24 protein-coding genes are annotated in these 25,977 nt (G+C 71.6%); 9 read left to right on the forward strand and 15 right to left on the reverse strand.

Annotated features, from left to right (window positions below):
• Nucleotides 1-23: 23 nt before the first annotated feature.
• A complete protein-coding gene (locus QWU11_RS21230) occupies nt 24-518 on the reverse strand; it encodes a hypothetical protein (protein WP_290115811.1) in 495 nt (164 codons plus the stop codon).
• 114 nt (nt 519-632) lie between these two features.
• On the opposite strand from QWU11_RS21230, the gene QWU11_RS21235 reads away from it, so the two are divergent.
• Complete coding sequence (locus QWU11_RS21235) at nt 633-2,039, forward strand: SPFH domain-containing protein (RefSeq protein ID WP_290115812.1); 1,407 nt, start codon at nt 633-635, stop codon at nt 2,037-2,039.
• Between the two features lie 95 nt (nt 2,040-2,134).
• On the opposite strand, the gene QWU11_RS21240 is transcribed toward QWU11_RS21235, so the two are convergent.
• Nucleotides 2,135-4,429, reverse strand: coding sequence for an alpha-L-fucosidase (locus QWU11_RS21240; protein WP_290115813.1), 2,295 nt, complete (start codon nt 4,427-4,429; stop codon nt 2,135-2,137).
• Between the two features lie 253 nt (nt 4,430-4,682).
• On the opposite strand from QWU11_RS21240, the gene QWU11_RS21245 reads away from it, so the two are divergent.
• The gene (locus QWU11_RS21245) at nt 4,683-5,300 is read left to right on the forward strand and encodes a TetR family transcriptional regulator (protein WP_290115945.1); all 618 of its coding nucleotides are present in this window, start codon (nt 4,683-4,685) and stop codon (nt 5,298-5,300) included.
• A 27-nt stretch (nt 5,301-5,327) separates the two neighbouring features.
• Entirely contained in the window at nt 5,328-6,737 is a 1,410-nt protein-coding gene (locus QWU11_RS21250) for an alpha/beta fold hydrolase (protein ID WP_290115814.1), read from the forward strand.
• 171 nt (nt 6,738-6,908) lie between these two features.
• Here the strand turns inward: QWU11_RS21250 and QWU11_RS21255 are convergent, their stop codons facing one another.
• The 3 genes from QWU11_RS21255 to QWU11_RS21265 are packed head-to-tail and all read right to left on the reverse strand — an operon-like array spanning nt 6,909 to nt 8,442.
• Nucleotides 6,909-7,514 carry an MFS transporter gene (locus tag QWU11_RS21255; RefSeq protein ID WP_290115815.1) on the reverse strand — a complete coding sequence of 202 codons (606 nt, stop codon included), beginning with the start codon at nt 7,512-7,514 and terminating at the stop codon, nt 6,909-6,911.
• A complete protein-coding gene (locus QWU11_RS21260; RefSeq protein WP_290115816.1) occupies nt 7,445-7,954 on the reverse strand; it encodes an MFS transporter in 510 nt (169 codons plus the stop codon). The genes QWU11_RS21255 and QWU11_RS21260 overlap by 70 nt, the downstream gene beginning before the upstream one ends.
• A 20-nt stretch (nt 7,955-7,974) precedes the next feature.
• Nucleotides 7,975-8,442 (reverse strand): MarR family transcriptional regulator, encoded by a 468-nt coding sequence (locus QWU11_RS21265; RefSeq protein ID WP_290115817.1) that lies wholly within the window; start codon nt 8,440-8,442, stop codon nt 7,975-7,977.
• Between the two features lie 88 nt (nt 8,443-8,530).
• Between QWU11_RS21265 and QWU11_RS21270 the strand changes: the two genes are divergently transcribed.
• Entirely contained in the window at nt 8,531-9,442 is a 912-nt protein-coding gene (locus tag QWU11_RS21270; RefSeq protein WP_290115818.1) for a hypothetical protein, read from the forward strand.
• Here QWU11_RS21270 and QWU11_RS21275 read toward each other — a convergent pair.
• From QWU11_RS21275 to QWU11_RS21295, 5 genes are all read right to left on the reverse strand, one after another.
• The gene (locus tag QWU11_RS21275) at nt 9,439-9,855 is read right to left on the reverse strand and encodes an acyl-CoA thioesterase (RefSeq protein WP_290115819.1); all 417 of its coding nucleotides are present in this window, start codon (nt 9,853-9,855) and stop codon (nt 9,439-9,441) included. The genes QWU11_RS21270 and QWU11_RS21275 overlap by 4 nt on opposite strands.
• A gap of 9 nt (nt 9,856-9,864) precedes the next feature.
• Nucleotides 9,865-10,689: an SAM-dependent methyltransferase gene (locus QWU11_RS21280; RefSeq protein WP_290115820.1), complete on the reverse strand. Its 825-nt coding sequence runs from the start codon at nt 10,687-10,689 to the stop codon at nt 9,865-9,867.
• A 190-nt stretch (nt 10,690-10,879) separates the two neighbouring features.
• Nucleotides 10,880-11,680 carry a citryl-CoA lyase gene (locus QWU11_RS21285; RefSeq protein ID WP_290115821.1) on the reverse strand — a complete coding sequence of 267 codons (801 nt, stop codon included), beginning with the start codon at nt 11,678-11,680 and terminating at the stop codon, nt 10,880-10,882.
• Complete coding sequence (locus QWU11_RS21290; protein WP_290115822.1) at nt 11,677-12,798, reverse strand: CoA transferase; 1,122 nt, start codon at nt 12,796-12,798, stop codon at nt 11,677-11,679. Before QWU11_RS21290 ends, QWU11_RS21285 begins: the two co-directional genes overlap by 4 nt.
• A 105-nt stretch (nt 12,799-12,903) precedes the next feature.
• On the reverse strand, nt 12,904-13,734 hold the full coding sequence (locus tag QWU11_RS21295; protein ID WP_290115823.1) for an IclR family transcriptional regulator C-terminal domain-containing protein: 831 nt from the start codon (nt 13,732-13,734) through the stop codon (nt 12,904-12,906).
• Between the two features lie 160 nt (nt 13,735-13,894).
• On the opposite strand from QWU11_RS21295, the gene QWU11_RS21300 reads away from it, so the two are divergent.
• The 4 genes from QWU11_RS21300 to QWU11_RS21315 all read left to right on the forward strand — a co-directional run bounded on the left by QWU11_RS21300 (nt 13,895) and on the right by QWU11_RS21315 (nt 18,145).
• Nucleotides 13,895-14,755, forward strand: coding sequence for an extradiol ring-cleavage dioxygenase (locus tag QWU11_RS21300; RefSeq protein WP_290115824.1), 861 nt, complete (start codon nt 13,895-13,897; stop codon nt 14,753-14,755).
• On the forward strand, nt 14,752-15,114 hold the full coding sequence (locus tag QWU11_RS21305; RefSeq protein WP_290115837.1) for a hypothetical protein: 363 nt from the start codon (nt 14,752-14,754) through the stop codon (nt 15,112-15,114). Before QWU11_RS21300 ends, QWU11_RS21305 begins: the two co-directional genes overlap by 4 nt.
• On the forward strand, nt 15,111-16,577 hold the full coding sequence (locus QWU11_RS21310) for an amidohydrolase family protein (RefSeq protein ID WP_290115840.1): 1,467 nt from the start codon (nt 15,111-15,113) through the stop codon (nt 16,575-16,577). The genes QWU11_RS21305 and QWU11_RS21310 overlap by 4 nt, the downstream gene beginning before the upstream one ends.
• Nucleotides 16,578-17,188: 611 nt before the next feature.
• Nucleotides 17,189-18,145: a LuxR C-terminal-related transcriptional regulator gene (locus tag QWU11_RS21315; protein WP_290115841.1), complete on the forward strand. Its 957-nt coding sequence runs from the start codon at nt 17,189-17,191 to the stop codon at nt 18,143-18,145.
• A gap of 5 nt (nt 18,146-18,150) precedes the next feature.
• Here the strand turns inward: QWU11_RS21315 and QWU11_RS21320 are convergent, their stop codons facing one another.
• From QWU11_RS21320 to QWU11_RS21340, 5 genes are all read right to left on the reverse strand, one after another.
• The gene (locus tag QWU11_RS21320; protein WP_290115842.1) at nt 18,151-18,966 is read right to left on the reverse strand and encodes an SAM-dependent methyltransferase; all 816 of its coding nucleotides are present in this window, start codon (nt 18,964-18,966) and stop codon (nt 18,151-18,153) included.
• Between the two features lie 74 nt (nt 18,967-19,040).
• Complete coding sequence (locus QWU11_RS21325) at nt 19,041-21,317, reverse strand: FUSC family protein (protein WP_290115843.1); 2,277 nt, start codon at nt 21,315-21,317, stop codon at nt 19,041-19,043.
• 1 nt (nt 21,318) lies between these two features.
• Nucleotides 21,319-21,867 carry a hypothetical protein gene (locus QWU11_RS21330; protein ID WP_290115845.1) on the reverse strand — a complete coding sequence of 183 codons (549 nt, stop codon included), beginning with the start codon at nt 21,865-21,867 and terminating at the stop codon, nt 21,319-21,321.
• Nucleotides 21,864-23,228 carry a HAMP domain-containing sensor histidine kinase gene (locus QWU11_RS21335; protein ID WP_290115846.1) on the reverse strand — a complete coding sequence of 455 codons (1,365 nt, stop codon included), beginning with the start codon at nt 23,226-23,228 and terminating at the stop codon, nt 21,864-21,866. The genes QWU11_RS21330 and QWU11_RS21335 overlap by 4 nt, the downstream gene beginning before the upstream one ends.
• Nucleotides 23,225-23,899 carry a response regulator transcription factor gene (locus QWU11_RS21340; protein WP_290115848.1) on the reverse strand — a complete coding sequence of 225 codons (675 nt, stop codon included), beginning with the start codon at nt 23,897-23,899 and terminating at the stop codon, nt 23,225-23,227. Before QWU11_RS21340 ends, QWU11_RS21335 begins: the two co-directional genes overlap by 4 nt.
• A gap of 121 nt (nt 23,900-24,020) precedes the next feature.
• Here QWU11_RS21340 and QWU11_RS21345 point away from each other — a divergent pair, with 121 nt between their 5' ends.
• Nucleotides 24,021-25,976, forward strand: coding sequence for a transglycosylase domain-containing protein (locus QWU11_RS21345; protein WP_290115849.1), 1,956 nt, complete (start codon nt 24,021-24,023; stop codon nt 25,974-25,976).
• The last annotated feature ends 1 nt before the right edge of the window (nt 25,977 follow it).

Genomic DNA, 25,977 nt, shown 5'->3' on the forward strand with positions numbered 1-25,977 from the left:
GACGCGTCAGGCCGGCAGGTCTGTCAGGCCGACTCGTCGAGCAGGTGCGCGTTCCAGACGGCCGCCGCCTGCTCGTGGGAGTCGACCCCGGCGAAGAAGGAGTCGGCCATCGCGGGGTAGTCCGGCTCGTCGATGCCGGTCTCCTCGATGAACTTGGGCCGGTACACGGCGAAGCCCTGCGGGCTCGATCCCGGCCGGTAGGGCACCGCTATCTTGACCGACCGCCGGACCGGGACGTACTCGGCGGCGTCGATGACCAGCGCGTCGACCCGTCCCGACTCGAGCTGGAGGTACGCGTCGGCGACGAGCACCGCGCGGACCCGGTCCTCCCAGCCCGTCTCCAGCGCCTCCCGCCCGGCTCTGGCGGCCTCGGCGAAGTCGTCGTACATGAGACGGTCCATGCCGTGGCTGCCGTCCGGACGCTCGTAGCCCAGCAGGGGGATCAGGGTCTCGCCGTCGGCGACACTCCAGATGCCGTGGGCGGCGAAGAACCCGGCGATCCGGGTGATCTCGTACATGGTCCGCCAGAGTAGCCAAGGCATGTGACGCCGGAACCAGGCGTACAAGATCCGCGTCGTACGGCTGACCCCCCTGCGACGATGGGGCGAGATCGTGGGAAATTGGAGACTTTCATGGCTTCTGCGGGTGAGGACGGCGGCAACACCTATCTCGACCAGGTCGTCGCACAGCAGGCGATGCTCGAGGGCGATCTGCGGTCGAGGCGTGCGCCCGCCGCGCCCAGCGCTCCGGCGCCCGCGGCCGCGGCGTCCCCGCTCGCCAAGCGGGAACGCGCCGCACGAGGTGGCGGCGCCGCCCCCGCGGCCCCGGCGACCGGTCCGGTCGACGTACGGATCAGCGGGATGTGGCGGTGGAAGACCGTCATCGTGCCGCCGAACGCCTTCGTGGTCCACACCCGGCGGGGCAGGTCGGAGCCGTTGCACGTCGGGCTGGGCGTCTCGTTCCGCTACAACCCGGCCACCGACTCGTTCCTCGTGGTGCCCGGCGCGACCCAGACGATCCTGATCAACGCGTACTGCATCTGCCAGGAACTGCAGGGCGTGCTCGTCCAGGGCTATGTCCAGTGGATCATCCAGGATTTCGGCACCGCGTACCGCAAGCTGGACTTCAGCGACCTCGAGGACCCGATGCGGCTGGTCAACCTCCAGCTCAAGGAGCAGGCCGAGGCGGCCATCAAGGACAAGGTGTCCACCATGGCCGTACGGGACGTGCTGAGCGACAAGCAGCCGATCATCGAGGAGCTGACGGCCCGGCTGCGGGCGGTCGCCGAGGGCGAGGACAACAGCGACCAGGGGCTCGGGCTGCGCATCGTGACCGTGCAGATCAAGGAGGCCGTGGTCAGCTCGTCACGGCTGTGGGAGAACCTCCAGAAGCCGTACCGCTCCGAGCAGTCCCGGATCGCCCGCCTGGCCGAGCTGCAGACGGAGGAGGCGATCTCCGAGCGCGAGATGGCGGCGGCCCGGCAGAAGGAGACCCGGCGCATCGAGAACGAGGAGGAACTCGCCGAACTCCGCGCCCGCAACGAGGCCCGCCGGTTCGACGCCGAGACGACCGAACGGCTCCGGCGTACGAAGCGCGAGCACGATGACGCCCGCGACCTGGCCGAGCTGGAGAAGGAGACCACGCTGCACGCCCTCCGCCTGGAGCGCGAGCGCAACGCCGAGGAGGCGGAGACCGGCCGGCTGCGGATCGGTACGGAGCAGGAGCTGACGCGGCTGAAGGCCGACGGCGAACTCGCGCTGGCCGCCGCCGAAGGACGGTCCAAGCACGACCTGGACCTGCTGGAGCTGGAGAGGGAACGGCTCCGCGCGGCGATGACGAACGAGCAGACCCCGGCCAGCATCCAGGCCCAGCTGGTCACCTCCCTGCCGGAGATCGTCGAACGCCTGCCCAAGCCCGACGAGCTGCGGTCGGTCACGATCGGCGGCAACAACGCGACGACGGTCGCGGGCCTTCTCGCCGAGCTGTCCGGCATCCTCGGCGCCCTGAAGTCCGCCGCCGGAGACGACCGTCCCGCCTGACGCGCGTCACTCGCGGGGCTCGCCGATCCGGTCGAGCGCCCTCCTGACCCGGGTCCGCCCCCTCGTGACCACGTGAGAGGGCGGACCAAGGGCCCTCAGGACCAGTCGACCTTGAACACCCAGGCGTACTGACCGGTCCGCCGGGCGGCAGGCGGGACGTCGATGGTCAGCGTGCCGTTGCTCGCGGTCCACTTCAGCGGCTTGCCGTCGGACCCGAGCAGCGTGATCCGCTGGCCCGCGCGTACGGGCACCGGCGCGTTCACCGTCACCTGGCCGCCGGGGCGGGCGAACGACGTGATGTAGAACGCCTTGTTCGGCGCGACCGTGAAGCGGATGTCGTCGCCGGCCGACGCCTCACGCGACCAGTAGCTCGTCCCGTACACCGACTCCCCGTTGACCTTCAGCCACGCGCCGATGGCGCGCAGCCGGTCCTGCATCACCTGCGGGATCGTGCCGTCGGCGCGCGGGCCGATGTCGAGCAGGAAGTTGCCGTTCTTGCTGACGATGTCGACCAGGTCCTGGACCGCGTCCTCGGCGGTCATGTACGCGCTGTCGGGCGTCGCGGCGTTGTAGCCGTACGAGAACGGGTCCAGGCCGCGGCTCGCCTCCCACTTGGCCACGACCGTGTCGCCGTACTTGGCGTACTCCGGCGTCGTGTAGTCGTGCGTCGGTATGCCGCACCGGTCGTCGTAGGTCACCTGGTGGCCCTCCGACGCCGCGTGGTTGAGGTAGTCCGCGAAGACCGAGCGCGGGGCGGCCGGCGTGCCGATGTCGCACCACATGACGTCCGGGCTGTACTTGTGGATCAGCTCCTCCATCTGCGGCGCCTGGAGGTCGGCGACGTAGTCCTGCACCGGCTTGTAGCCCGTGTACGGCTCCGGCTCCCCGGTGTAGGGGTTCTGCGGGCCGTGGCCCTGCCAGGGAAGCGCGGGGTCGTACCACTCGGGCAGTGAGTAGTAGACCCCGGGATGGACGCCGGGCGTGTACTTACGCGCCGCCGCGAACAGCGAGCCGACCAGGTCCTTGTGCGGGCCCATCTTCACCGAGTTCCGGTCGCTCACCGCCGTGTCGAACAGCGAGAATCCCTCGTGGTGCTTGGAGGTCAGCACGAAGTACTTCGCCCCCGCGTCCTGGAACAGCCGCACCCACGCCTGCGGGTCGAACTTCGCGGCCGTGAACCGCGGGATGAACGAGTCGTAGGAGAAGTCCTTGCCGTACGTCTCCGCGTGGTGGGCGTACGTCGGGTCGTTCGGGTCGTTCATGTGCTGCCAGTACCACTCGGCGTACTCCTGGCCGACCGGCGCCCACGCGGGCACGGAGTACACGCCCCAGTGGATGAAGATCCCGAACTTCGCGTCGGAGAACCAGTCCGGCGCCTGGTGCGTGCCGAGCGAGGCGTCGCTGGCCTCGTACGCCGGGACGCCCACGTGCAGGGTGAGGTCCTGGGCGGCGGACGGGCCGCCGGCGACGCGTGCCGTGACCTGCCCGGGTACGGCGGTGCCGGCGGCCGTCGGACGCGTCGGCGCGATCGCCACCTCGACCCGCTGCGAGTCGCCGGGGGCGAGCCGGTCGACCGTCGCCGGGGCCGTGGTCTGGACGCCCGGGGCGGTCACGGTGACCGTCGCGCGGTGGTCCGGGCTGAGCCACTGGTCGCCGAGGTTGGCCACCGTGGCCTCCACGATCTGCCGCCCAGCGGCCGTCGTCTTCGTGGTCGAGGCCGCGTCCCCCACCCGTACGGCATAGCCGTGCACGGCCGGCTGGAGGGACAGTGCGAAGACGTGCAGGCTGGAGGTTCCGGCGGCCGGGCTCGCCGTCGTGGGCAGGGTGATCGAGGTCGCCTCGCGGGCCGGGTCGAGCCACACCGAGAGCGGGAAGATCGCGACCGGGTGGGCGTCGGTGTCGGTCGGGCTGTACCGGTAGGCGGCATTGACCGCGCCGGTGCCCCCGGAGTACCAGTCCGGCGCGCTCAGCGCCGCCTGCGTCGTGCCGCCGTCGGCGTAGTGCACGGTCGCCGTCCCGCCGGTCTGGCCGTAGCTGGAGGAACCCAGCACGTACGCCGTGACGTAGTGGCCGCGGGGAAGCGCGACGTCCTGGCCGAGTGCGACCACGTTGTCGTCGCCGTCCGCGCCAGGGAAGGCGTACGGCACGCCGCCCAGCGTCACCGCGCCGGCGGCGGGCACCTGGTCGGCGGGGTAGGAGTAGTGGCTCCCGTCGAAGTCGGCCTGGCCGGGACTCCCGCCGATGCCGTCGTCGTTCACCAGGCCGGTCAGGGGTACGGGGACGGGAGCGGTGCCGGATGGGGCCGGGGTGGCCGCGGCGGCCGTCGCGGGGACGGCCGGGCCGCAGAGGAGAACGACGGCCAGGATGAGCCGGCTCACGCGCCTTCGCATGGGACCTCCAGCTGGTGCGGACGCAAAGACATCCGACCATGAGGTGCGACGAATGGCGGATCGGTCCGATGTGGCCCGCCATTCATCGTCGATAGATCCGATGTCTGACCGGATCTTGCGTTTTTGTGCAGGCGCTGTCAAGGCCCTTGGAGGGCATTCGCGGAGCGGAGTCCGCCGTCGTCGTCAAGGTCGTCCGCGCCCGCCGGAGACCGAAGGGCTGCGTGAGCGCAAGAAGCGCCTGACGCGTCAGCGGCTGACCGACACGGCGACGCAGATGTTCATGGATCGCGGCTTCGACGCCGTACGCGTGGCGGAGATCGCCGAGGCGTGCGGAGTGTCGGAGAAGACGGTCTTCAACTATTTCCCGGCCAAGGAGCCGCTGATCCTGGACCGGCTGGAGTCCACGATCGCCGCGCTGCGTACGGGCCTGGCCGCTCCGGAACCGCCGCCGGTGGAGGCCGCCCTGCGGATCCTGGACGACGAGCTGAACGCCCTGACGTCCTGGCTCGGCGCCCAGGACGATCCGGCCGCGGCGGCCGCCGCGAGCCGGCGCTTCGGCGAGCTGATCGACGACACGCCCTCCCTGCGGGCGTACCAGAGCCAGATGATGGACCGGTTCACCACGGTGGCGGCCACGATCCTGGCCGCGCGCGCCGGGATGACCCCGGACGACCCGGAGCCGCAGATCGCCGCCACCGCGCTGCTCGGCCTGTGGCGCGTACAGGCCCGTGCCCTGTCGAAGTCCCTGTCCGGCACCGCCGACCACGCCCGGGTCCACCGGGAGGTGACCGCGGACGTCCACCGCGCCGCGCGGCTCATCACCGATGGGCTGAGCACCTTCGCGCCCGGGAATGTCGGCACCGTCGCCTAGCCTCGGCACGAACCGGAAGGGGCAGAGGTGGCCACATTCGTTCTGATCCACGGTGCGGGCGACGTCGGCTGGTACTGGCACCTGGTGGAGGCCGAGCTCCGTGCGCGCGGCCATGACACCGTCGCGCCGGACCTTCCCTGCGAGGACGACGCCGCGGGCCTGCCCGAGTACGCGGACACCGTGGTCGACGCGATCGGCGACCGTACCGACCTCGTCGTCGTCGCGCAGTCGTCGGGGGGCTTCACCGCCCCGCTCGTCTGCGACCGGGTGGCGGTGAAACTGCTCGTCCTGGTCGCGCCCCTGATCCCCGCGCCGGGCGAGGCGCCCGCCGACCACTGGTCCCATACGCGCTACTTCGACGAGGAGCGTGGCGACTACGACGACGTGACCGCCCTGTTCTACCAGGACGTCCCGCCGGAGCTGGCCGCCGAGGCGCTGAAGCGGGGGCGCCCTCAGTCCGAGGCCCGGATGGAGGAGCCCTCGCCGCTCAAGGCCTGGCCCGACGTCCCCACGCGGGTGCTGATCGGCCGCGACGACCGCCTGCTCCCCGCCGCTTTCCTCCGCCGCGTCGCCCGGGAGCGCCTGGGCGTCACCCCCGATGAGATGGACGGCGGGCACACCCTGGCGCTGAGCCACCCGCGCGAGCTGGCCGACCGCCTGGAGACCTACGCCGCCGAGCGGACCGGCGGCTACGACGCCGAGCTCCGGCGGCACGACGAGGTGCTGCGCCGCGCGGCCGCCGTCGGGCCGCACGACCACGTCCTCGACATCGGCTGTGGTGCCGGGCAGACGACCCGGCACGCCGCGCGCACGGCACGGGAGGGCGGCGCACTCGGGATCGACGTGTCGGCACCCGCGATCGAACGCGCCCGCGAGCTGGCCCGTGCGGAAGGCCCCGGCAACGTCGCCTTCGAGCACGCCGACGCGCAGGTCCACCCCTTTCCGCCGGAGCGCTTCGACCTGGCGCTGAGCCGGTTCGGCACGATGTTCTTCGCCGACCCCGTCGCGGCGTTCGCCAACATCGGGCGGTCGCTCCGCCCGGGCGGGCGCCTGGTGATGATGGTCTGGCAGGCCCCCGAGCACAACGAGTGGGACGTCGCCGTCCGCCGAGCCCTGGGTGCGGCGGGTGCTCCCGGGGGACCGGATCCGTTCTCGCTCGCCGACCCGCCGGCCGTGCGGGAGATCCTGCGGGCCGCGGGCTTCGCCGGCGTCGCCTTCACCGACGTCGACGAACCGGTCCACTACGGCCCGGACGTGGCCGCCGCCCTTGAGTGGGTCCGCGGCTTCACCCGCACCCGCGAGGTCCTGGGCAGCCTGACCCCGGCCGACGCGTCCCGCGCGGAGGAGCGGCTACGCCAGGAGCTCGCCGAGCACCTGACCGACGACGGCGTCCGGTTCGACTCCCGCGCCTGGATCGTCACCGCCCACCGCGCCTGAGCCCGCCTGGTCAGGTCGACGGCTCCTCTGTCAGGCCGCTGAGTCCTCAAAGATCTACAACTTCGAGTCGCTCTTGATCGGTGGCATCTGCCAAACCGAGGCCTATGAGACGAACCCGAACGCCCCCCTGCAGACCCCGGCCCGTGGGGGGCGCCCCCGGGCAGGCACAGCTCAGGTCGAGGAGCCGAGTTCCTCCGCCACGGCCTCTTCTTCCTCATGCTCCTCGGCGTTCTCGGCCGCCTGGGCGCGTTCGGCGTCGTTCAACAGGCCGTGGCCCGTCGCCAGGACGACGATGCCGAGCGCGATCGCCGCGGATCCGATGTAGAACGGCACGTGCACGTTCGAGTGTTCGGCGATCTTGCCGGCCGCGAACGGCGCCAGGCCGCCGCCGATGAAGCGGACGAAGCCGTACGACGCCGAGGCCACCGGGCGTTCGACCGGGGAGACGGTCATGACGGCCTGGGTCGTGATGGTGTTGTTCACGCCGATGAAGATCCCGGCCACGATGACCGCGACGATCAGGACCGTACGCGAGTCGGTGAAGATCGCGATGGCGAGGACGTCCACGGCGAACAGGGCGAGGTTGAGGTACAGGGCGCGGGCGATGCCGAGGCGGGCCTGCAGCCGGGGCGCCCCGAAGATGGCGAAGACCGCGACGAGCACGCCCCAGCCGGTGAAGACGTAGCCGAGCTCGTGCGCGCCCAGTTTCATCGGGAACGGCGCGTACCCGAGGACCGTGAAGAAGCCCCAGTTGTAGCAGAGGGCGGTGAGGCCCATCGTGAGCAGGCCGCGGTGGCGCAGGGCCTTGATCGGGGCCGCGATGGACTGGCCGAGCTGACGATCACCGCCAGGGACGTGGCGATGAACAGCGCGTTGCCCAGCCCCCAGCCGGCGCGGAACCCGACGATGCCCGAGATCGAGCCGGCCGAGCCCGCCAGCGCGCTGAACACGACGATCAGGATCAGCCCGGCGACGAGGGTGCGCTTGGCGCCGATGCGGCTGGAGACGAAACCGGTGACGAGCATGGCGACCGCGGTGACGACCAGGTAGCTGGTGAAGAGGAGCTCGACCTGACTCGGGCCGGCGTGCAGCTTCGTGGACAGCGCGGGCAGGATCGGGTCGACCAGCCCGATCCCCATGAAGGAGATGACGCAGGCGAACGCCACGGCCCATACGGCGCGGGGCTGCCGGAACGGATTCGTCGTCCTGGCCGACATGGAGGGATCGTTCACGGTGCTCAGCGGTCCTGTCCTGAAGCGATGGGCTGTGGTGCGGTGTCGGTGAGCCGGCGGATGACGGGGAGGGCGGCGAGTACGGCCGCGGCGAGCGCCGCCTCCTCGTCGGGGGGAAGGGCGGCGAGCAGGTCTGCCATCTCCTGAGCGCGGCGCGCCCGGCGTTCGGCGAGCAGCAGCCGGCCGGCCTCGGTGATCCCGACCCAGACCACGCGCTTGTCGCCGGGGTCGCGCTCGCGCTCGACGTACCCCTGCCGTTCCAGGCGCTGTACGAGCTGGGTCATCGAGGGCTGGGCGACGCCCTCGTCGGCGGCGAGTGAGGTGAGCCGGCGGGGTCCTTCGTGGTGGAGGCGGGAGAGCGTGGAGGCGGTGGTGAAGCTGATGTCCCGCGGGGCCCCGCCCCGCCGCATGCCGAGCCGGGTGAGCTCGTCCAGCGCGGCCGCCACCGTCGACCTCGTGTCGTCATCACTCATGACGGGAAAAATATCACATGCCTATATAGGTGACCTATGGAGCTATCTGACCGTTGCATCCGGCCTTCTCCGCGCGCATGCTCGGGCCATGGGCGCGTTTGACGGAGTGGGAGGCTCCCCCGACCGAGCCGGCGACGGCGCGATGGAGAACGGCCCCGGGCCCGACGGCCTGCCGGCCGGGCGGCTACCGCCGGCGAGCGGCCTCGCGGAGCTCTTCGCCGAGGACGAGAACGTCTCGCGCGGGCAGGGCGACGGCGTGTCGGCCGAGGACGACGCCGCCCCGGCGGGCGTCCCGGCGTCCTTCGGCGTACGCGTGGTGTTCCCGCTGGAGTCGGCGGGAACGCACGAGAGACACACGGGCCAGGGTGCCGCCGGTTCGCCCGAGGAGCTGACCTGGTCGAACACCCCCAGGCTCCGCGAGCTGCTGCTGGAGGCCCGCGAGCTCGGCGTCCTCGGCCTCGGCCGATCCCCGCACGAGGTCATCGTCGAGAACATGTGGACCGGGCGGGCGCGCGCCCTGGGGTGGGAGACGCCGTCCTGGTCGCTGATCGAGGACCGCGGCCTGCGGGCGTACGAGGGCGTGCGCGATGTCGTGGCCGCCGAGCCCACGGGCGACGGGATGGCGCTGCTGTGGAGCAGGCTCCAGCCCGACAGCGACGACGCCACCTACGTCCACCGGTTCGGGCACGTGCTCGCCGGGCTGCACGACGGCGACGCGCTCAGCCCGCTCGTCGACCTCGCCGTCCAGGGCGCCGCGACCGGCGCCGGGGTGCCGGTGCCCGGCGCGGCGCTGTTCGGCCGGATCGTCGGGCAGCTCCTCTGGCACCGCGGCGACCGCGAGGCGATCACCCGCCGGCGGCTCGCCGAGGCGGTCTCCGCCGCCGACGTCCTGCTCTGCGCCCACCACGGCGCCCTCCGGGGCTGCCCGGGCCTGTGGTCACTCGCACGGTCCCGTACGGACCGTCAGCTCGGCGCCCTGCTCCAGCGGTACGGGCCCTAGAGATTCAAGATCGACGGGTCGTCGGCGAGGCTGCGCAGGTGGCCGCCCGGGTCCGGGATCATGCGGCGTTTTTCCAGGTCGAGCATGCCGCCGACCCCGGTCAGCGACGCGCAGACCGTGCCGTCCGAGCGTACGTACTCCTGGTTGATGCGGAACGTCTTTCCCGGCCCCCACACGAACGCGCACGACACGTCGACCTCGTCGCCTCCGCGCAGCTCGTGGAAGAACTTGATCGTCGCCTCGAGCTGCACCGGGCCCGTGCCGGCCGCCAGCAGCTTGTCCGTCGGGATGCCGGCCGCGCGCAGGCACTCCCACCGGGCGTGCTCGCCGTACTGATGGTAGACGGCGGAGTTGAGGTGGCCCTGGACGTCGAGCTCGTAACCACGGACGACGATGCGCACGGTGAACGTCATCGAAAAACCCTACGACACGGCCTTGCGGCCGACGCCCGCGATCACCCAGACCGACTCCGGGTCGACGCTCGGCTCGCCCGGGTCCGGCCGCCACGCCGGCAGGCGTACGACACCCGGCTCGGCCAGCTCCAGCCCCTCGAAGTACGGCTCGACGTCGGCACGCCGGCGGATGTCGTTCCGCCGCCGTGAGCCGGTGACGATCTGCGTGTCCTGGAACAGCGAGGCGAGCTTCTCGGTGGCCGCGGCGCGGTCGTCGGAGATCGGGTGGGAGATCGCCATCCAGCTGCCCGGGACGATGGCCTCGCGCAGCCGGTCGACGATGTCCTGCGCCACCTCGTCCTCGGGGATGGCGCTGAACGCCGACATCAGCAGGACCGCGACGGGCTGGTCGAGGTCGATGAGCCGGCGCAGGTCGGGGTGGGCGAGGATCACCTCGGGCTCGCGCATGTCGGCCTGGATCACTCCCGTACGGGCGCGCTCGGCCAGGATCGCGCGGGCGTGGGTGACCACGACCGGGTCGTAGTCGACGTAGAGCACGCGCGCGTCCTCCGCCGCGGCCTGGGCGACCTCGTGCGCGTTGTTCTGGGTCGGCAGGCCGCACCCGATGTCGATGAACTGCCGGATGCCCTGGTCGATCAGGAAGCGCACGGCCCGGCCGAGGAACTTGCGGCCCTCGATGGCCATCATCGGCAGCTCGGGGGCGACGGCGATGGCCTCCTCGGCGGCCTGGCGGTCGGCGGCGAAGTTGTCCTTGCCGCCCAGCAGATAGTCGAGCACGCGCGCCTCATTCGGTGTCTGCGGGTGGAATTCCGCAGAGGCACGAGCGTCCGACATTTTGCTGTCACCTCTCCAGGAGAGTCTGTAAGCGCTCTCCTGGGGTCGAAGAGTAGCGGTCAAACTCCCGCCTTACGTGCAGATCACCAATGCCCGTCGAAAGAACCGACGTGTCGCGTTCCGGACCCGCCGACGCCCGTTCCTCTCGGCCGAATCACGTTCGGCGCGATGACATCGGAGTACGGACGAATCAGGACGCCGGACCCTCTGGACCGTCAAAAGGGACGTATTCGGCGTTGCGGTCGACGGCCTCGTAGATCGCGCCGGCCACCGGGCGGCGTACCTCTTCGGCGATGTGGCCGAGCAGACCGGCGCAGCGGGCGAGGAGGGCCACGCCGCGGAGCAGCTCGACCGGCAGGCCGAGGTCGGCGAGGGCGGCGCCGCTGACGCCGGCGCCGTTGAGGGGCAGCGTCCGGCCGAGGACGCGCGGGTGGACGCGGCCGATCGCCTCGAACAGCGCGAGGTGCGGGCCGTACACGCCCTCCTCATGGGCGATGCGGACGATGACCGGCGTACGCGGATCGCCGGTCTTGTGCACCGGGTGGCCCAGGCCGGGGACGAACCGGCCCGCGTCCTTCTGGCGCGCGACCGCGCTCTCGGCCAGCGCGTCCCAGCCCGCCTCGTCGTCCGGCGTCTCGTCCACTCCGGCCAGGACGTCCGCGAGGAAACGGCCCGTGTCCTCGGTGACGCCCAGGTAGCGGGACCCGCCGCCCAGCAGCCCCGCGGCCAGCGCGCCCTGGATGGCGTCGGGGGCGCTGAGGTACGTCAGGCGCGCGGCGATCGCGGTCGGCGTGAAGCCGTGGTCGGCCAGGGCGAGCAGCACCGTCTCGAACATCCGCGACTCCTGCGGAGTCGGCCGGCGCTGGGTGAGCAGCCAGTACGCCAGCTCGCCGAAGCCCACCCGGCCCATCAGCTCGCCGGCGAGGTCGTGGCCGAGCAGGGAGATGGCGTCCGGGTCCGAGGTGCCGATCGAGGTCGGGAAAGCGGTCACGCGGAGGGTCCTTCCGTACGGGGAGACAGGCCGAGCCAGGCGCGTACGTCGTCACCGTCGGCGTCGAGGGCCGGCGGGGCGAGGTCGTAGCGCGGGGGAGTGGCGGACATGCGGATCGGGTTGCGTACGGTCGGGACGTCTCCGGCCCGTACGACCGGCTCCAGGCCGAGTTCGCCGGCGAGCTCGACCCCGCCGCGCACGTCGTTGATCGGCCCGCACGGGATGCCCGCGGCGGACAGCACGCCGAACCACTCCTGCGCCGACCGGGTGGCCAGCCGTTCGAGCAGCAGCGGGCGCAGCTCCTCGCGGTTGTCGTTGCGGGCGCCGACGGTCGCGAACCGTTCGTCATCGGCCACGCCGGGGATCTCCAGGGCGGCGCAGAGCCGCCGGAACTGCCCGTCGTTGCCCGCCACCACGATCAGCTCACCGTCGCCGGTGGCCAGCGGCTCGTACGGGAAGAGGCTGAGGTGCGCGTTGCCCATCCGCCGGGGCACGACGTCGCCGGCGACGTAGGCCGACACCTGGTTGACCATGGTCGACAGCGCCGTGGACAGCAGGTTCGTCTCGATGTGCTGGCCCTCGCCGGTGACATCGCGGTGGTGCAGGGCGGCGAGGACGCCGATCGCGGAGTGCAGGCCGGTCATGACGTCGAAGACCGAGATGCCCGAGCGGTACGGCGGGCCGTCCGGGCCGCCGGTCAGGCTCATCAGCCCGGACATGCCCTGGACGAGCAGGTCGTAGCCGGGCAGCTTCGAGTCGGAGCCGAAGCCGCTGATCGAGCAGTAGATGACGTGCGGGTTGCGGGCGGAGACCGCGTCGTGGTCGAGGCCGAACCTGCTGAGCCCGCCCGGCTTGAAGTTGTGGATGAACACGTCGGCCCGCGCGGACAGGGCGTGCGCGACCTCGGCGTCGGAGGGGTCGGCCAGGTCGAGCACGATGGAGCGCTTGTTGCGGTTGACCGCGAGGTAGTAGGTGCCCACGCCGTCGCGCCGGGGCGGCACCCAGTGCCGCGTGTCGTCGCCGGCCGGGCCCTCGACCTTGATCACCTCGGCGCCCAGATCGGCGAGCAGCATCGTGCAGTACGGGCCGGCGAGCACGCGGGAGAAGTCGGCCACCACAATGCCCGACAGTGGCCCGGAGTTCGCTGAGTCTAGTGCTGGCATGACCTTCCAACCGCTATACGGACGACTGTCCGTAACTGTCGCCGCGCCGGGCGCCTTCTGTCAAACCTCGCCCGCCGAGGCGCCCCGGTCCACGGCGACCTCGGCGTGCGGGCGCGACTGCCACAGCGCCCACTCCGCCGAGACCTCCCCGGCGGTGCGCAGAAGCCGCGGCAGGTGCTCGCCGAGGAGGACGTCGACGCTGGTCTCGGCCGCGTGCACGGTGACGTTCATCGCCGCGCGGACCGCGCCGGACCCGTCGCGTACGGGGGCCGCGACCGAGCGGATGCCCGGCGCCAGCTCCTCGTCCGCGAGGGCCCACCCCCGCGCCCGTACGGCGAGCAGCTCCTCCTCGACCCGCGCGTGGTCGCGGGGCAGGAACGGCGGCAGTCCCGAGCGGCTCGGCTCGGCGAGCACGCGGCGCAGCGACTCGGGGTCGAGCGCGCCCAGCAGGACCTTGCCCTGTGAGGTGGGCAGCGCCGGGAACCGCGTGCCGATCTCCACCCGCAGCGTGATGATCTTCGGCACCGAGACGCGGGCCACGTAGACGATGTCGGAGCCGTCGAGCTGCGACATCGAGGAGGACTCGCCGGTCCGCGCGACCAGGTCCTCCAGGTGCGGCCGGGCGATGTCCCACAGCCCGAGCGCGCCGACGTAGGACATGCCCAGGCGGAGCACCTGGGGCGTGAGCGCGAACAGGCCGTCGTCGGCGCGTATGTAGCCCAGCTCCTGCAGGGTGAGCAGGAGCCGGCGCGCGGTCGGGCGGGCCAGGCCCGCCGCCGCGGCGACCTCGGTCAGCGTCATCCTGCGGCGCCTCTCGTCGAAGCAGGACAGGACGTCCAGCCCGCGCGCGAGTGCCTCCACGAAGTCGGGACCGGTACCCCGCCCAGCCATCGCACACCTCCTGTGGAGCGGCCGGCGGCTGACCGCCCGCGCCGCCGTTGAGAACATCGGCCCGAGCCCTTGACAGAGGCCCAATATAGACGACATCTTTCCGATAAGCGCCGCCTAGCGGACAGATGTCCGCACTGGGCGAGAAGAAGGGATCGTCACGATGGCGAAGCTCGTCGCGATTCTGGCTACGACGCATCATCCGTTCTACTACCGCACGAGCAAGCTGCCCGCCGAAGAGGCGCCGCCGTTCGCCGCGGAGTGGATACGCAAGGTCGCGGCCTACCGGGAGACGCTGACGCGGGCCCGGCCGGACGTCCTGGTCATGGTCGGGTCGGACCACTTCCACCAGCTCTGGCTGGACAACATGCCGCAGTTCCTGGTGGGCAAGGCGCCGTTCTACGACGCGAACTACTACAACGAGGAGCGAGAGTTCGGCCTGCCGAAACTGCTGCTCAAGGGGCACGAGGAGCTGTCGGCGTACATCCTGCGCGAGGGCATCGACGCCGGCTTCGACCTGGCGTTCAGCAACGAGCTGCGGGTGGACCACTCCATCACGTGCCCGATCTTCACCGTACGGCCGGACAACGACCTGCCGATCGTGCCGATCTACACCAACATCTTCGCGCCGCCGCTGCCGCGCCCGGAGCGGTTCGTCCAGCTCGGCCGTACGATCCGGGACCTGGTCGAGTCGTGGCCCAGCGACCTGCGCGTCGCGGTGATCGGCACCGGGCACCTGTCGCTGGAGCTCGGCGGCCCCCGGCAGTTCGGGCCGCACGGTCCCGACCCGGAGTTCGACGCGAAGGCGGTCGAGTGGATCGCCTCGGGCGACATCGAGGGCTGCCTCTCGGAGGTGACGCTCGACAGCCTGCACGCGCCCGGCAACGCCACGCACGGCTTCATGGACTTCATGCTGATGATGGGCCTGGCCGGCGGGCAGAAGGCCGACTACGCCGACAACCTGGACCTGTTCCACACCATGGAGGCGTACTTCACCTGGTACCCGAACGGGGTGGACGCGTGAGCAAGTATCTGATCAACAAGTTTCTCTACACGATCGACCGCGATCCCGCCCTCGTCGAGCGCTACCGGGAGGACCCGGCCGGCACCGTCGCCTGGTGGGAGGCCGAAAAGGCAGGGGAGATCCTCAACCTGCCGAGCGGCGAGCACACCACCTGGCTGTCCTTCACCGATGAGGAGCGGGAGGCGCTCCGCACGCACGACCACGTCGCGCTGTTCGCGATGGGCGCGCACTGCTTCCTCACCCTGACCCTCTGGATCGCGATGTTCGAACGTGACTTCACCGAACCCCTCGGCATGCAACTCGACTACGCCGCCAAGCTCGCGCATATGAGCCTGCCCTACCCGGACATCACGACGTGAACGGCGACCAGATCGCCGAGGTCGACGGCGGCCGGCCCGTCGTGTTCCGCGGCGCCACCTTGGTCACCATGGACGACGCCGGCGTCATCGACGGCGGCGACGTGCTCGTCATCGGCGACACCATCGCCGAGGTCGGACGCGGCCTGGCCGTACCGGACGACGCCGTGGAGGTCGACGCGTCCGGCGGCATCCTGATGCCCGGCATGGTCGACACCCACCGGCACATGTGGCAGACGGCGCTGCGCGGGTACGGCGCGGACTGGACGCTCACCCAGTACTTCGTCTTCTACTACCTGAACTGGGGAAAGATCTTCCGCCCGGAGGACGTCCACGCCGGCAACGTGCTGTCCGCCATCGAGGCGGTCGACGCCGGTGTCACCACGACGCTCGACTGGTCGCACGGCCTGCGCACCGTCGAGCACGGCGACGCCGCCCTCGACGCGCTGCGCTCGTCGCCCGGCCGCTTCGTCCTCGCGTACGGCAACATCTTCGCCGGCCCGTGGGAGTGGACGGCCACCCCGGAGTTCCGCGCCTTCGTCGAGCGCTTCGGCGCGTCCGACGACATGCTCGGCCTGCAGCTCGCCTTCGACGTCACCGGCGACCCGGAGTTCCCGGAGCGCGCGGCCTTCGAGGCCGCACGTGACCTCGGCCTGCGGGTCACCACCCACGCCGGCGTGTGGGGCGCGACGAACGATCAGAGCATCGCGCTGATGTGGGACAACGGCTTCATGACGCCGGACGTCACCTACGTCCACGCGGCCACCCTGAGCGAGGACTCCTACCAGCGCATCGCGGCCAGCGGCGGCACGGCGTCGGTCTCGACCGAGAGCGAGCAGAGTGCCGGCCAGGGCTACCCGCCCACCTGGGAACTTCGCCGGCACGGCATCCCGGTGTCCCTGTCGATGGACACCAGCGTGTGGTGGAGCGCGGACCTGTTCTCGGCGATGCGCGCGACGTTGTCCGCCGACCGCTCCCGCGAGCATCTGGAGGCCCACGTCCGCGGCGAGACCGTCGTGCACAACCGGCTCCGCGCCGAGGACGTGGTCCGCTGGGCCACGATCGGCGGTGCCACGGCGCTGGGTCTGGACGCGGTGACCGGCAGCCTGACGCCGGGGAAGAAGGCCGACCTCGTCCTCATCAAGAACGAGGAGTCCCCGGCGATGTACCCGCTGCTGCATCCGTACGGCAGCGTGGTCTACCAGGCGGGCCGGGCCGACGTGCACACGGTGCTGGTCAACGGCCGCGTGGCCAAACACGACCACCGCCTGACCGGCGTCGACCTGGCGGCGGCGAAGGCGGCCGTGGGCCGCACGGTCGACTACGCCCGGACGACGATGGGCGAGGAGGCCTGGCGCGAGGGCATGACCCCGGAACTCCCCCCGGCCGAGCGCATCCCGAACCCCTACACCTACACGGACTACGACGGCGGCGAGGACCGCCACCGCGCAGCCCGGGAGGACTGAGCCCAGAGAGGCCCCGGACGTCCGCGCATACGACTAACGCGGACGTCCGGACTGACCGCGGCCGAGCGCGAACTGTCATTGATCATCACTCCCGACGCGCCGCTTCCGGATGTAGGCGTGCTGATCGATCTCGAACGGGCCCTGCCACCCGGTACGAGGCCCGAGGTGAGTATTCCGACTCGTCGCGACAAGGTGAGCCGGCGCTTGCCGCGCCACAGGCCGGCGCCGGAGTGGCGCGGTCCGTCCGAGGACGAGGTGGGACCACCGAGTGGACGCCGTCGCAGCCGATCACCCCGTCGGCGACGGCGACGTCCATGCTCTGCGGCCTCTTCGTCCGGCTGGACGGGCACAGCACCCCCGAAGTGCCCGTTTCCCGCCGGAAATCGTTGTTGGGGCATTGGCCCCCCCTCTTGGTCAATGCCCCATTCGTGACGCTATCGGCGATGCCCTGCCAGGGGCGTCCGTCGATCGATCGATCTTTGGTGGCCTCGGCGTACAACAAAGTAGTACGTGGTTCAACGGAATCGCTTGTCGGTCAAGGGCTGAGTCGGGATCATTGACACGACTCCCCACCGCCGCCCCGGCCAGGAATGGCTTTACCGAGAGTGATGATGTCCGAATTCGTATTTTCGGCTAAGACCGCGGCCGTCCTGCGGGATGCCGACCGGAAGATCAGAGCCCGTGTCGGGGGCAGCCACCACGCGCTGTACAGCTACTGGCGCGTGACGATGGCCAAGATCTGCCCGGTCGACTCCTTTTATGTCGGCTTCTACAAGGAGAATCGCACGATCGTCTTCCCGTACAACTTCGACGGCCACGAATACGTCTATCCGGACATGCACACCTACGGTGAGAACACCCTCGCCACCTACATCCTCACCCAGAAACGCCCCTACCGGTACGCCGACGACCAGGGCGAGCTCCTCCACCGGGGCGTGTCGTACGGGGACGAGACCAGCATCTCCGCCGACAGCGTCGCGGTGCCGATCCTGCAGGACGGCGAGGTCGTCGGGCTCGCGTCCATCCAGAGCTACGCGGCCGGCACCTACCAGGACGAGCACGTACGGGCCTTCGAGTGGACCGCCAGGTCGATCGCGACCGTGCTGGCCCGTGAGTACGAGGACGACGCCAACCGCGAGGGCCTCGGAGGAAACCTGGACGGAAATCTGGAAACGCCCGCGACGATCGCCGAGATGATCGACACCATTTCGATGCGGCTGAGGTCGTTGAAGAAGGGCATCGACGCGGTCAGAGAGGTGATGCCGGAGGAGGCCACCGCGGCCGAGGAACGCATGGCGCTGCTCGAGCACGAGTGTGAGGAGATCCAGACGGAGGTCATGGAAATGCTGACCCGACCGGCCGTGGACGGCAACGACCTGCTGCGCAAACTCACGCATCGCGAACGGGAGATCGCCCTGCTCATGGCAGAGGGAATGAGCAACACCGAGATCGCCGGTCAGCTGCACATCACCGAATTGACGGTGAAGACGCACGTCTCACGAATCCTCGCGAAATTCGGCGTCAAGCAGCGGTCCGCCGTGGCGGCGAAACTACGCCCGCTGCGCTGAGCGGGTCACGGCTTGCGGCCGACGCCGCCCGCCATCCAGATCCCGTCCCGTGCGCGCGTGCCGATCGGCCCGTCCGGACGCCAGTCGCGGATGTGCACCAGCCCCGGCTCGACGAGCTCGAAGCCGTCGAAGAAGGGGAGCACCTGGTCGCGCGTCCGCGCGGCGTGTTCGCCGGGGCGGTCGAGCATCGCCCGGTAGATGTCCTCGATCGGGTCGATGGTGTCGGGGCGGTCGTCGAAGACGACGTGGGACAGCCCGAGGTAACTGCCGCTCGGCAGGGCGTCCCGCAGGCAGGCGATGCTCTTGAAAGGGTCGTCGGAGTGCGGGATGAACTGCAGCGCCGCGAAGATCACGACGGCGATCGGGCGGTCGAAGTCGAGCCAGCCGTTCGCCTTGCACTCCTCGACGATGTGCTCGGGATGCAGGATGTCGCCGTCGAGCACGGCCGTCGCCGGGCTGTCGACGAGGATGGCCCGCGCGTGTGACAGCACGACGGGGTCGCTGTCGACGTAGACGACGTGGGCGTCGGCGACCTGGGAGCGGGCGACCTCGTGGGTGTTGCGCTGGGTCGGCAGCCCGGCGGCGACGTCGATGAACTGACGGACGCCCTGTTCGCCCAGGTAGCGCACCACGCGGCCAAGGAAGCCGCGGTTCTCCACGGCCATCTTCTTGACCTCGGGCGCGATGGCGAGCAGCGCCTCGGCGGCCTCACGGTCGGCGGCGAAGTTGTCCTTGCCGCCGAGGAGGTAGTCGTTCATGCGCGCGATGTTGGGCACGCTCAGGTCGACGGCGCTGGGACGCTCATCTGGATGGTCGGCCATGCACACCCCTTCCTGACGCGTTCTGGTGATCTTAGCGACCGAACGGTGACACTCCGGCAAAAATCAACGTGAGATCAGTGCCACCAACGCGTACGGCGGCGTTGGGCGATCAGATCGGCGGGCCCGGCCAGACCGTCCATGTACGGCACGATGTGCCCGAGATGCTGTTCGACCCACAGCGTGCAGGCGAGATTCTCGCTGGAGGCGTCGAGCGCGGACCTGGCCAGTTCGAGGGACTGCGGCGAGGGGGCGTGGAGCGGGGTGAACGCCGTGCCGTCCGGCGGCCCCACGTGGTCCGCGACCTCGTCGAACCAGCCGGTCAGCCGTTCGGCCTGGGCGCTGAGCGCCCGGCTGGCCGGATCGGGCTCGGCATCGGGGCTGGGCAGCCCCGCGAGGGAGACGCCGGTCAGACGCAGACGGATCGTCCCCGCGACCAGCCGCCACAGGTCCTCCTTCGGGACCGACTTGGTGCCCTGTTCGGCCAGGAACCCGCGCAGCGCGTCGTCCAGCCGCAGCCCTGCCGTGGCGGCCGGCGCCGCGTCCGGCGGGGAGTCGCGTACGCCGAGCGCCCAGGCGACCGACTGGCCCAGGTAGGCGCCGCCCCGCCGGAACGCGTCCGCGAGCGCGTCGCCGACCACCGCGCTGGCGCCGCGCGGCCACAGCAGGACGCCGACCACCAGGCTCACCGCGCAGCCGATCGCCACGTCCTCGATGCGCACCGCGCCGACCCGCCAGCCGGCGGGCGCGAGCAGGTTGTACAGCACCGACACCGTGACGGTGAACGCCGCCTGCCCGACCGCGAACGGTGCCGTCCCCGGCGCGTACGACGCCACGAGGACGGCGACGGGCAGTGCGACCCACAGCGCCGCCGGGCCGGTGCCGATCGTCAGCAGGAGCAGCGCGCCGATCACGAACCCGGCGACCGTGCCGGCCAGCGCTCGCAGCGCCGTCGCGCCGGTCGAGGCCGCGCTCGTACGGAGCACCGACAGCGTCCCGAGCACGACCCAGAACCCGTGCTGCACACCCGTCACGTCGGCCACCGCGATCGCCGCGGCGAGGGCGACCGCCCCGCGTACGCTGCCGAGGAACGACGCCGACCGCACGCTGACGTGCCGCAGCGTGACCTTGGCCGCGGCGGTCAGGGCGGCCGTGCGCGGCTCGGTCGGCGACGGGTCACCGCCCAGCCCGTACCACCGCCGGCGCCGTCCCACGATCACGTCCGGATCGGCCCGCCGCATCGCGATCAGCGCGTCCTCCGCGGCCTGGTGCGTCGCGAGCGCGAGCGTACGGGCGTGGAAGGACAGGTGGACGGCGTCGCGGTACCGGTCCTCGACCACGCCCAGTCCGCGCAGGTGCGCGACGCTGTCGCCGAGGCGGCACCGGAGATCCTTTAGGTCCGGAGCGGCCTTCTCCCCGGCCAGTACGGCGGCGAGCGCCCGCAGCGTGCGGGCGGTGGCGGTGAGCAGGTCGCGCTCGACCTGCGGGATCGTGCTCAGGTCGCGGTACTCCGCGAGGCTCTCGCAGACCACCGCGGTGCACCACTCCAGCAGCCCGACCAGGTTGTCGAGCGCCTGGTCGTTCGTCGCGAGGCCGGTGGGGCGGTAGGGGGTGGAGGTGAACTCCGAGAGCAGGTCCCGCTTCGCCCGGACCGACGCCTCGCCGTACGCCGGGGTGAGCTCGCCGTGCAACGCCGCGTCGAGCTGGTCCGCGAGCGCGTCCCCGCAGGTCGCGGCGGCGGCGCGGAGCCGGTCGCCCGGCGGGCGGGGCGACAGCAGGAGCACGGCGGCGGTGCCGACGGCGGAGGCCAGCCACCAGCCGGCCAGCCGGGAGGGGATCATGTCGATCGTGCCGGGCGTCGCCGCGGGCAGCACGTACGCCAGTAGCGCGGCGGTGGTCCCCGACGCGGCGTTCGGCCCGGCGACCCCGGCGAAGATCACCGCGAAGACCGCCGGCAGGGTGACGATCACGGTGAGCACGGCGGACGAGCTGACGGCGGTCCCGAGCGTGAGCAGGACGCTGCCGGCGACCGCCAGCCCGAGATGGGCGACCAGCTTGTCGCGCCGCGTCCCGCCGAACGCGGCCATGACGAGCGTGGCGAACCCCCCGAAGGCGGCGAACGTCGCCATCTGCAGGTCGCCGATCACCTTGTAGGTGAGCGCGAACAGCCCGGGGACGACCAGCGTCGTCCGCACGGCCCGGAAGGCGGCCGCGGCCGACCACACGGGCATCCACGCAGGTCGTACGCCCCGTGCCGGGAACACGTGCGATCGCAGGCCGAGCGAGACCGCCCTCAGTACGTCGGACACCCCGCCAGGCTTGCGGTATTTGCCCTGCTTGTCGAGTGGCAGCACGTCAGGGGCTCCTGAGAGGTCCCCCGGGCTTGCCGCGCGCCGGGGTGGCCGTGGGTACGGCCTCGCTGGGAGGCACGATCGGTTTCGTGCCCGTGCAGTCGGCCGGGGCGTACGCGGGTGTGCCGGTGTCCAGATAGGAGATCTTCAGCGCGGTCTGGCCGGACAGCAGGAGGCCGGTGCAGTAGATCTGCGCGAACGCCTCCGGGAGCAGCTTCGGGGCCGGGGGAGAGGTCTCGATGAGGAGTGCCCGTCCGTCGAGCTCGTGGACCGTGATGTATTGGATCTCGCCCAGCTCCGTGGTCAGCCCCTTGGCGCGCTCCTCCCGCGTCGGGCCGTCCAGCAGCGCGTCGAACACCAGCTGCGGGTCGGCCGGTCCCGCGGTGCGCTGCACGGGTGTCGGCACCCCGTTCAGCAGGAAGAACACCTGAGACTGCGGCGACGCCGTGGCGGTCGCGACCGGAGGGTCGCCCGCGTACACCACGCCGGTCGGGCGGACCCCGCACCCGCAGAGCAGCAGGAGCGCGAGTACGAGCGCGACGGCGCGGATCACGCGGGGATCCGTACGGTGAAGACGGCCCCGCCGCCGGGAGCGTTGGCGACCGAGATCCGGCCGCCGTGCAGCTCCGCGTTGGCCTGGGCGATGGCGAGCCCGAGGCCGCTGCCCTGCCCCGCCGGGCGGGAGGGATCGGCCTTGAAGAACCGGTCGAACACCTGTGGCAGCAGCTCGTCCGGGATCCCCGGCCCCTGGTCGATCACGCGTACCTCCAGTCCCGGCCGGCCCGTGACCCGGACCGGCGGCGCGCCGTGGAGCAGCGCGTTGCCCACCAGGTTGGCGATGATGAGGTCGAACCGCCGCGGGTCCAGCCGGACCCGCAGGCCCGGCGGCACCTCGACGACGACGTGGTCCGCCCAGCCGCGCGTCGTCACGCACTCTCGTACGAGGTCGGCGAGCGGCACCTCGTCCAGGATGAGATCGGCGGTTCCGGCGTCCATCCGGCTGATCTCCAGCAGGTCCTCGACCAGGGTGTTCAGCCGCCGCGTCTGGCCGGCGATGAGCCGCGCGGCCGTCCCTGTGTCGGCCGGCAGCCCGGCGGAGTCCTCCTCCAGCACGTCCGTGACGGCGGTCATCGCCGCGATCGGGGTGCGCAGCTCGTGCGACACGTCGGCGGCGAACCGCCGCGCGTTGGCCTCCATCCGGCGCAGCTCGCGCACGGTGTACTCCAGGGAGGCGGCGCTCTCGTTGAACGCGCGGGCGACGTCGGCGAGCTCGTCCCGGCCGCGGACGTCGACCCGCGCGCCGAGGTCGCCGGCGCCGAGTGAGCGGGCGGCCCGGCCGAGGCGGCGCAGCGGCCGGAGCACGCTGCGCCCCAGGAGGAACGCGAGGACGAAGGCCAGCAGGAGCGTCAGGCCGCCCGCGCGGACGAGCGCGCGCTCGATGCCGTCGAGGTCGGTGCGCTCCTTCGCCAGCGAGGCGAACACGTACACGCTCAGCGACGTCTCCTCCTCGCCGGTACTCACGCGGGTGGCCGCCACCAGCCACGGCTCGCCGTTCAGGACGACGCGCTGGAAGAACAGCCCGTCCGGCGCGCGGGCGGCCAGCCCGGTCGGCACGTCGGAGATCCCGAAGCCGCCGGTGCTGACCGTGGTGGTCCCGTCCGTGACCACCACGACGCGGTCGGGCCGGGCGAGCGAGCGCGCCACGTCGTTCAGGGTCGACTCGGGCACGGGCCCGCTCAGTGTGCCGGGCACGACGCGGGCCAGCGTGTCCCGGGTCTCGACGAGCACCGAGTCCTGGGCGCGCTGAAGGACGGCCCGGCGTACCAGGACGTATCCGATGCCGGCCACCAGGGCGGTCGAGGCGAGACACGCGACGATGAACGAGGCGAACATCCGCCCGCGCAGCCCGATCACGGGGCCGCGAAACGGTAGCCGAAGCCGCGTACGGTCTGGATCAGCGTGGGCGCCGAGGCGTCCGGCTCGACCTTGGCCCGCAGCCGCTGCACCGAGGCGTCGACCAGCCGGGAGTCGCCGGCGTAGCCGTGGTCCCAGACCGCGCGCAGCAGGTGGCTGCGGCTGAGCACCTGCCCGGGATGGCGGGTGAGCTCCAGCAGCAGCCGCAGCTCGGTCGGGGTCAGGTGGACGTCGGTGCCGGCCCTGATGACGCGCAGCGCGCCGCGGTCGATGACGAGGTCGCCGTAGGTCGAGCGGTTCGCCTGGCCCTTGTCGACCCGGCGCAGCACCGCGCGGATCCGGGCGTCCAGGACGGCCGGTTCGACCGGTTTAATCACATAGTCGTCCGCGCCGGCCTCCAGGCCGATGACCACGTCCAGGTTCTCGCTGCGAGCGGTCAGCAGGATGATCGGCATCTGGTCGGTCCGCCGGACGCGACGGCAGACCTCGAACCCGTCGATGCCGGGCAGCATCACGTCCAGGATGACGATCTCCGGCCGCCGGCTGCGTACGTGCTCCAGCCCGTCCTCGCCGGTCGCGCACGCGGTGACGGAGTGTCCCTGGCGGGTGAGCGCGAGGTCCAGGCCCGTACGGACAGAGGGATCGTCCTCGACGAGCAGAATCGCGACCATCGCCCCATTATCGAGCGGTCGCCTGCGCTCCGGGATCTCCGTTACAGAACCCGGACATTTTCCGCGAAGTGTGACGCGGTCCCGACGCCAGCGGAACCTGCCCCGCCGAGGCTTGACCGACATGGACGGACACCGGAAGAGGCGATGGCGGATCATCCGGCGCGTGCTGTACGGCCTCGGCATCGCCGTCGTGGGCCTGTGCGTCGCGGTGGGCGTCATGTACGAGCGGACCGAGGTGCCGCCGGTCAACGCCGCCGCGCGGGCCCAGGCGAGCACGTTCACCTACCGCGACGGCAGCACGCTGGCCCAGGTCGGGCGGCTGAACCGCGTCGCCGTACGGCTGGGAGACGTGCCCGCGCCGGTACGCGGAGCGGTGCTCGCCGCCGAGGACCGGGGGTTCTACCACGACCCCGTGGTCTCGCCGGCCGGGCTGGCGCGCGCGAGCTGGGCCGCGGTGTCCGGGGGAGCCCGCCAGGGCGGCTCGGGCATCGCCCAGCAGTACGTCAAGGTCGCCTACCTCAGCCCCGAGCAGACCATGTCCCGCAAGGTCAAGGAGCTGTTCATCGCGGTCAAGCTGAGCCGTTCGCGCCCCAAGGACTGGATCTTCGAGCAGTACCTCAACACCGTCTACTTCGGCCGCGGCGCGTACGGCATCCAGGCCGCGGCGCAGGCGTACTTCCGTAAGGACGTCGGCGCGCTCACCCCGTCGGAGGGCGCGCTGCTGGCCGGGGTGATCCAGGCGCCCTCCTACCTCGACCCCGCGATGGGCCACACCGCGCAGACCCGGGCCCGCTGGACGTACGTGATCAACGGGATGAGGAGCACCGGCGCGCTGGGCGGGGGAGCGCTCCCGGAGTTCCCCGCGGTCGCGCCCGCCCACACCGAGCCGACGTACGCCGGGCAGCGGGGCTACCTCATCGAGCGCGTCACCGCCGAACTGCACGCCCACGGGTTCGACGACGACCAGATCTACCGGCGCGGCCTGCGGGTGACCAGCACGATCGACCCGCGGATGCAGGCGGCGGCGCCGGAGGCGGTACGGCACGCGACCGGCCACGACAAGGACATCGAGGCCGGCCTGGCCGCCGTACGGCCCGGCACCGGTGAGATCCTCGCCTCGTACGGGGGCAGGAACTACCTGACCCACCAGTACGACAACGCCCTCCTCGCGGCGCTGCCGCCGGGCTCGTCTTTCGACCCGTTCGTGCTGGCCACGGCGCTGCGCGACGGGATCGGGCTGCGGAGCACCTTCGACGCGTCGCCGTTCGGCAAGGTGGTCAACGACGACGACGCCGAGGCCGCCTCATCCGACCTGTTCACCGCGACCGCCAGCTCGTACAACACGGTGTTCGCGCGGCTCGGCGCGAAGGTCGGCGCGTCCGCGGCCTCGCGAGCGGGCCTTCCCGGAGGACTTCCGCCGAAGAACGTACGGGTGGTCGACGAGGCGGCGGCGTACGCGGCCCTCGCCGACGGCAGGTACGCGGCGCCGCACATCCTCGCCAAGGTGACGGACCGGTCGGGCAACGTGCTGTACACCGCCCGGCCCAAGACCCGCGACGCGTTCTCCCCGGCGGTACGGGCGGACGTCACCTTCGCGCTCCAGGGCGCGATGAGGAGAGGAGCCGGCCGGCGCGCCGCCCTCCCGGACCGGCCTGCGGCGGGCAAGATCGGCACCACGGGGCACAACGAGGCGGGCTGGTTCAGCGGCTACACGCCGTCGCTCGCCACGGCGGTCGTGGTGTACCGGCCGAGCAACCGGCCGCTGGTCAACATCGGGGACGCCCCGCACAAGAAGAGCGCGGCCGTACCGGCCGCCGTGTGGCGGGAGTTCATGACGAGCGCCGAGTCGGGCCGGCCACCCGAACCGTTCCCGGCGCCGGTCCTGGCCGGCGCGGTGAAGGACTTCGCCCCGACCCCGCCCGCGGAGTCGCCCGCCGTTCCCCCTTCGGCCCCGCCGATCCCGGTGAAGGAACCGTCGGTGACGAACTCGCCGAAGCCCACACGCCGCGCCGCCCTGCGGAAGCCCACCCCGACGCCCACGGACCCGGTGAAGGGCGGAAAACCAGGCGAAGGCTAGA

The sequence above is a fragment of the Actinomadura sp. DC4 genome, from assembly GCF_030406325.1.
In the GTDB taxonomy this organism is placed as follows: Bacteria; Actinomycetota; Actinomycetes; order Streptosporangiales; family Streptosporangiaceae; genus Actinoallomurus.

Bases quoted from the DNA above. Each gene is read 5' to 3' on its own strand.
- QWU11_RS21270 (WP_290115818.1), top strand. From the start codon at position 8,531: ATGGGCGCGTTTGACGGAGTGGGAGGCTCCCCCGACCGAGCCGGCGAC.
- QWU11_RS21240 (WP_290115813.1), bottom strand. From the start codon at position 4,429: ATGCGAAGGCGCGTGAGCCGGCTCATCCTGGCCGTCGTTCTCCTCTGC.
- QWU11_RS21315 (WP_290115841.1), top strand. From the start codon at position 17,189: ATGTCCGAATTCGTATTTTCGGCTAAGACCGCGGCCGTCCTGCGGGAT.
- QWU11_RS21300 (WP_290115824.1), top strand. From the start codon at position 13,895: ATGGCGAAGCTCGTCGCGATTCTGGCTACGACGCATCATCCGTTCTAC.
- QWU11_RS21275 (WP_290115819.1), bottom strand. From the start codon at position 9,855: ATGACGTTCACCGTGCGCATCGTCGTCCGTGGTTACGAGCTCGACGTC.
- QWU11_RS21280 (WP_290115820.1), bottom strand. From the start codon at position 10,689: ATGTCGGACGCTCGTGCCTCTGCGGAATTCCACCCGCAGACACCGAAT.
- QWU11_RS21340 (WP_290115848.1), bottom strand. From the start codon at position 23,899: ATGGTCGCGATTCTGCTCGTCGAGGACGATCCCTCTGTCCGTACGGGC.
- QWU11_RS21235 (WP_290115812.1), top strand. From the start codon at position 633: ATGGCTTCTGCGGGTGAGGACGGCGGCAACACCTATCTCGACCAGGTC.
- QWU11_RS21260 (WP_290115816.1), bottom strand. From the start codon at position 7,954: ATGTCGGCCAGGACGACGAATCCGTTCCGGCAGCCCCGCGCCGTATGG.
- QWU11_RS21320 (WP_290115842.1), bottom strand. From the start codon at position 18,966: ATGGCCGACCATCCAGATGAGCGTCCCAGCGCCGTCGACCTGAGCGTG.
- QWU11_RS21265 (WP_290115817.1), bottom strand. From the start codon at position 8,442: ATGAGTGATGACGACACGAGGTCGACGGTGGCGGCCGCGCTGGACGAG.
- QWU11_RS21255 (WP_290115815.1), bottom strand. From the start codon at position 7,514: ATGGGCCTCACCGCCCTCTGCTACAACTGGGGCTTCTTCACGGTCCTC.
- QWU11_RS21295 (WP_290115823.1), bottom strand. From the start codon at position 13,734: ATGGCTGGGCGGGGTACCGGTCCCGACTTCGTGGAGGCACTCGCGCGC.
- QWU11_RS21230 (WP_290115811.1), bottom strand. From the start codon at position 518: ATGTACGAGATCACCCGGATCGCCGGGTTCTTCGCCGCCCACGGCATC.
- QWU11_RS21345 (WP_290115849.1), top strand. From the start codon at position 24,021: ATGGACGGACACCGGAAGAGGCGATGGCGGATCATCCGGCGCGTGCTG.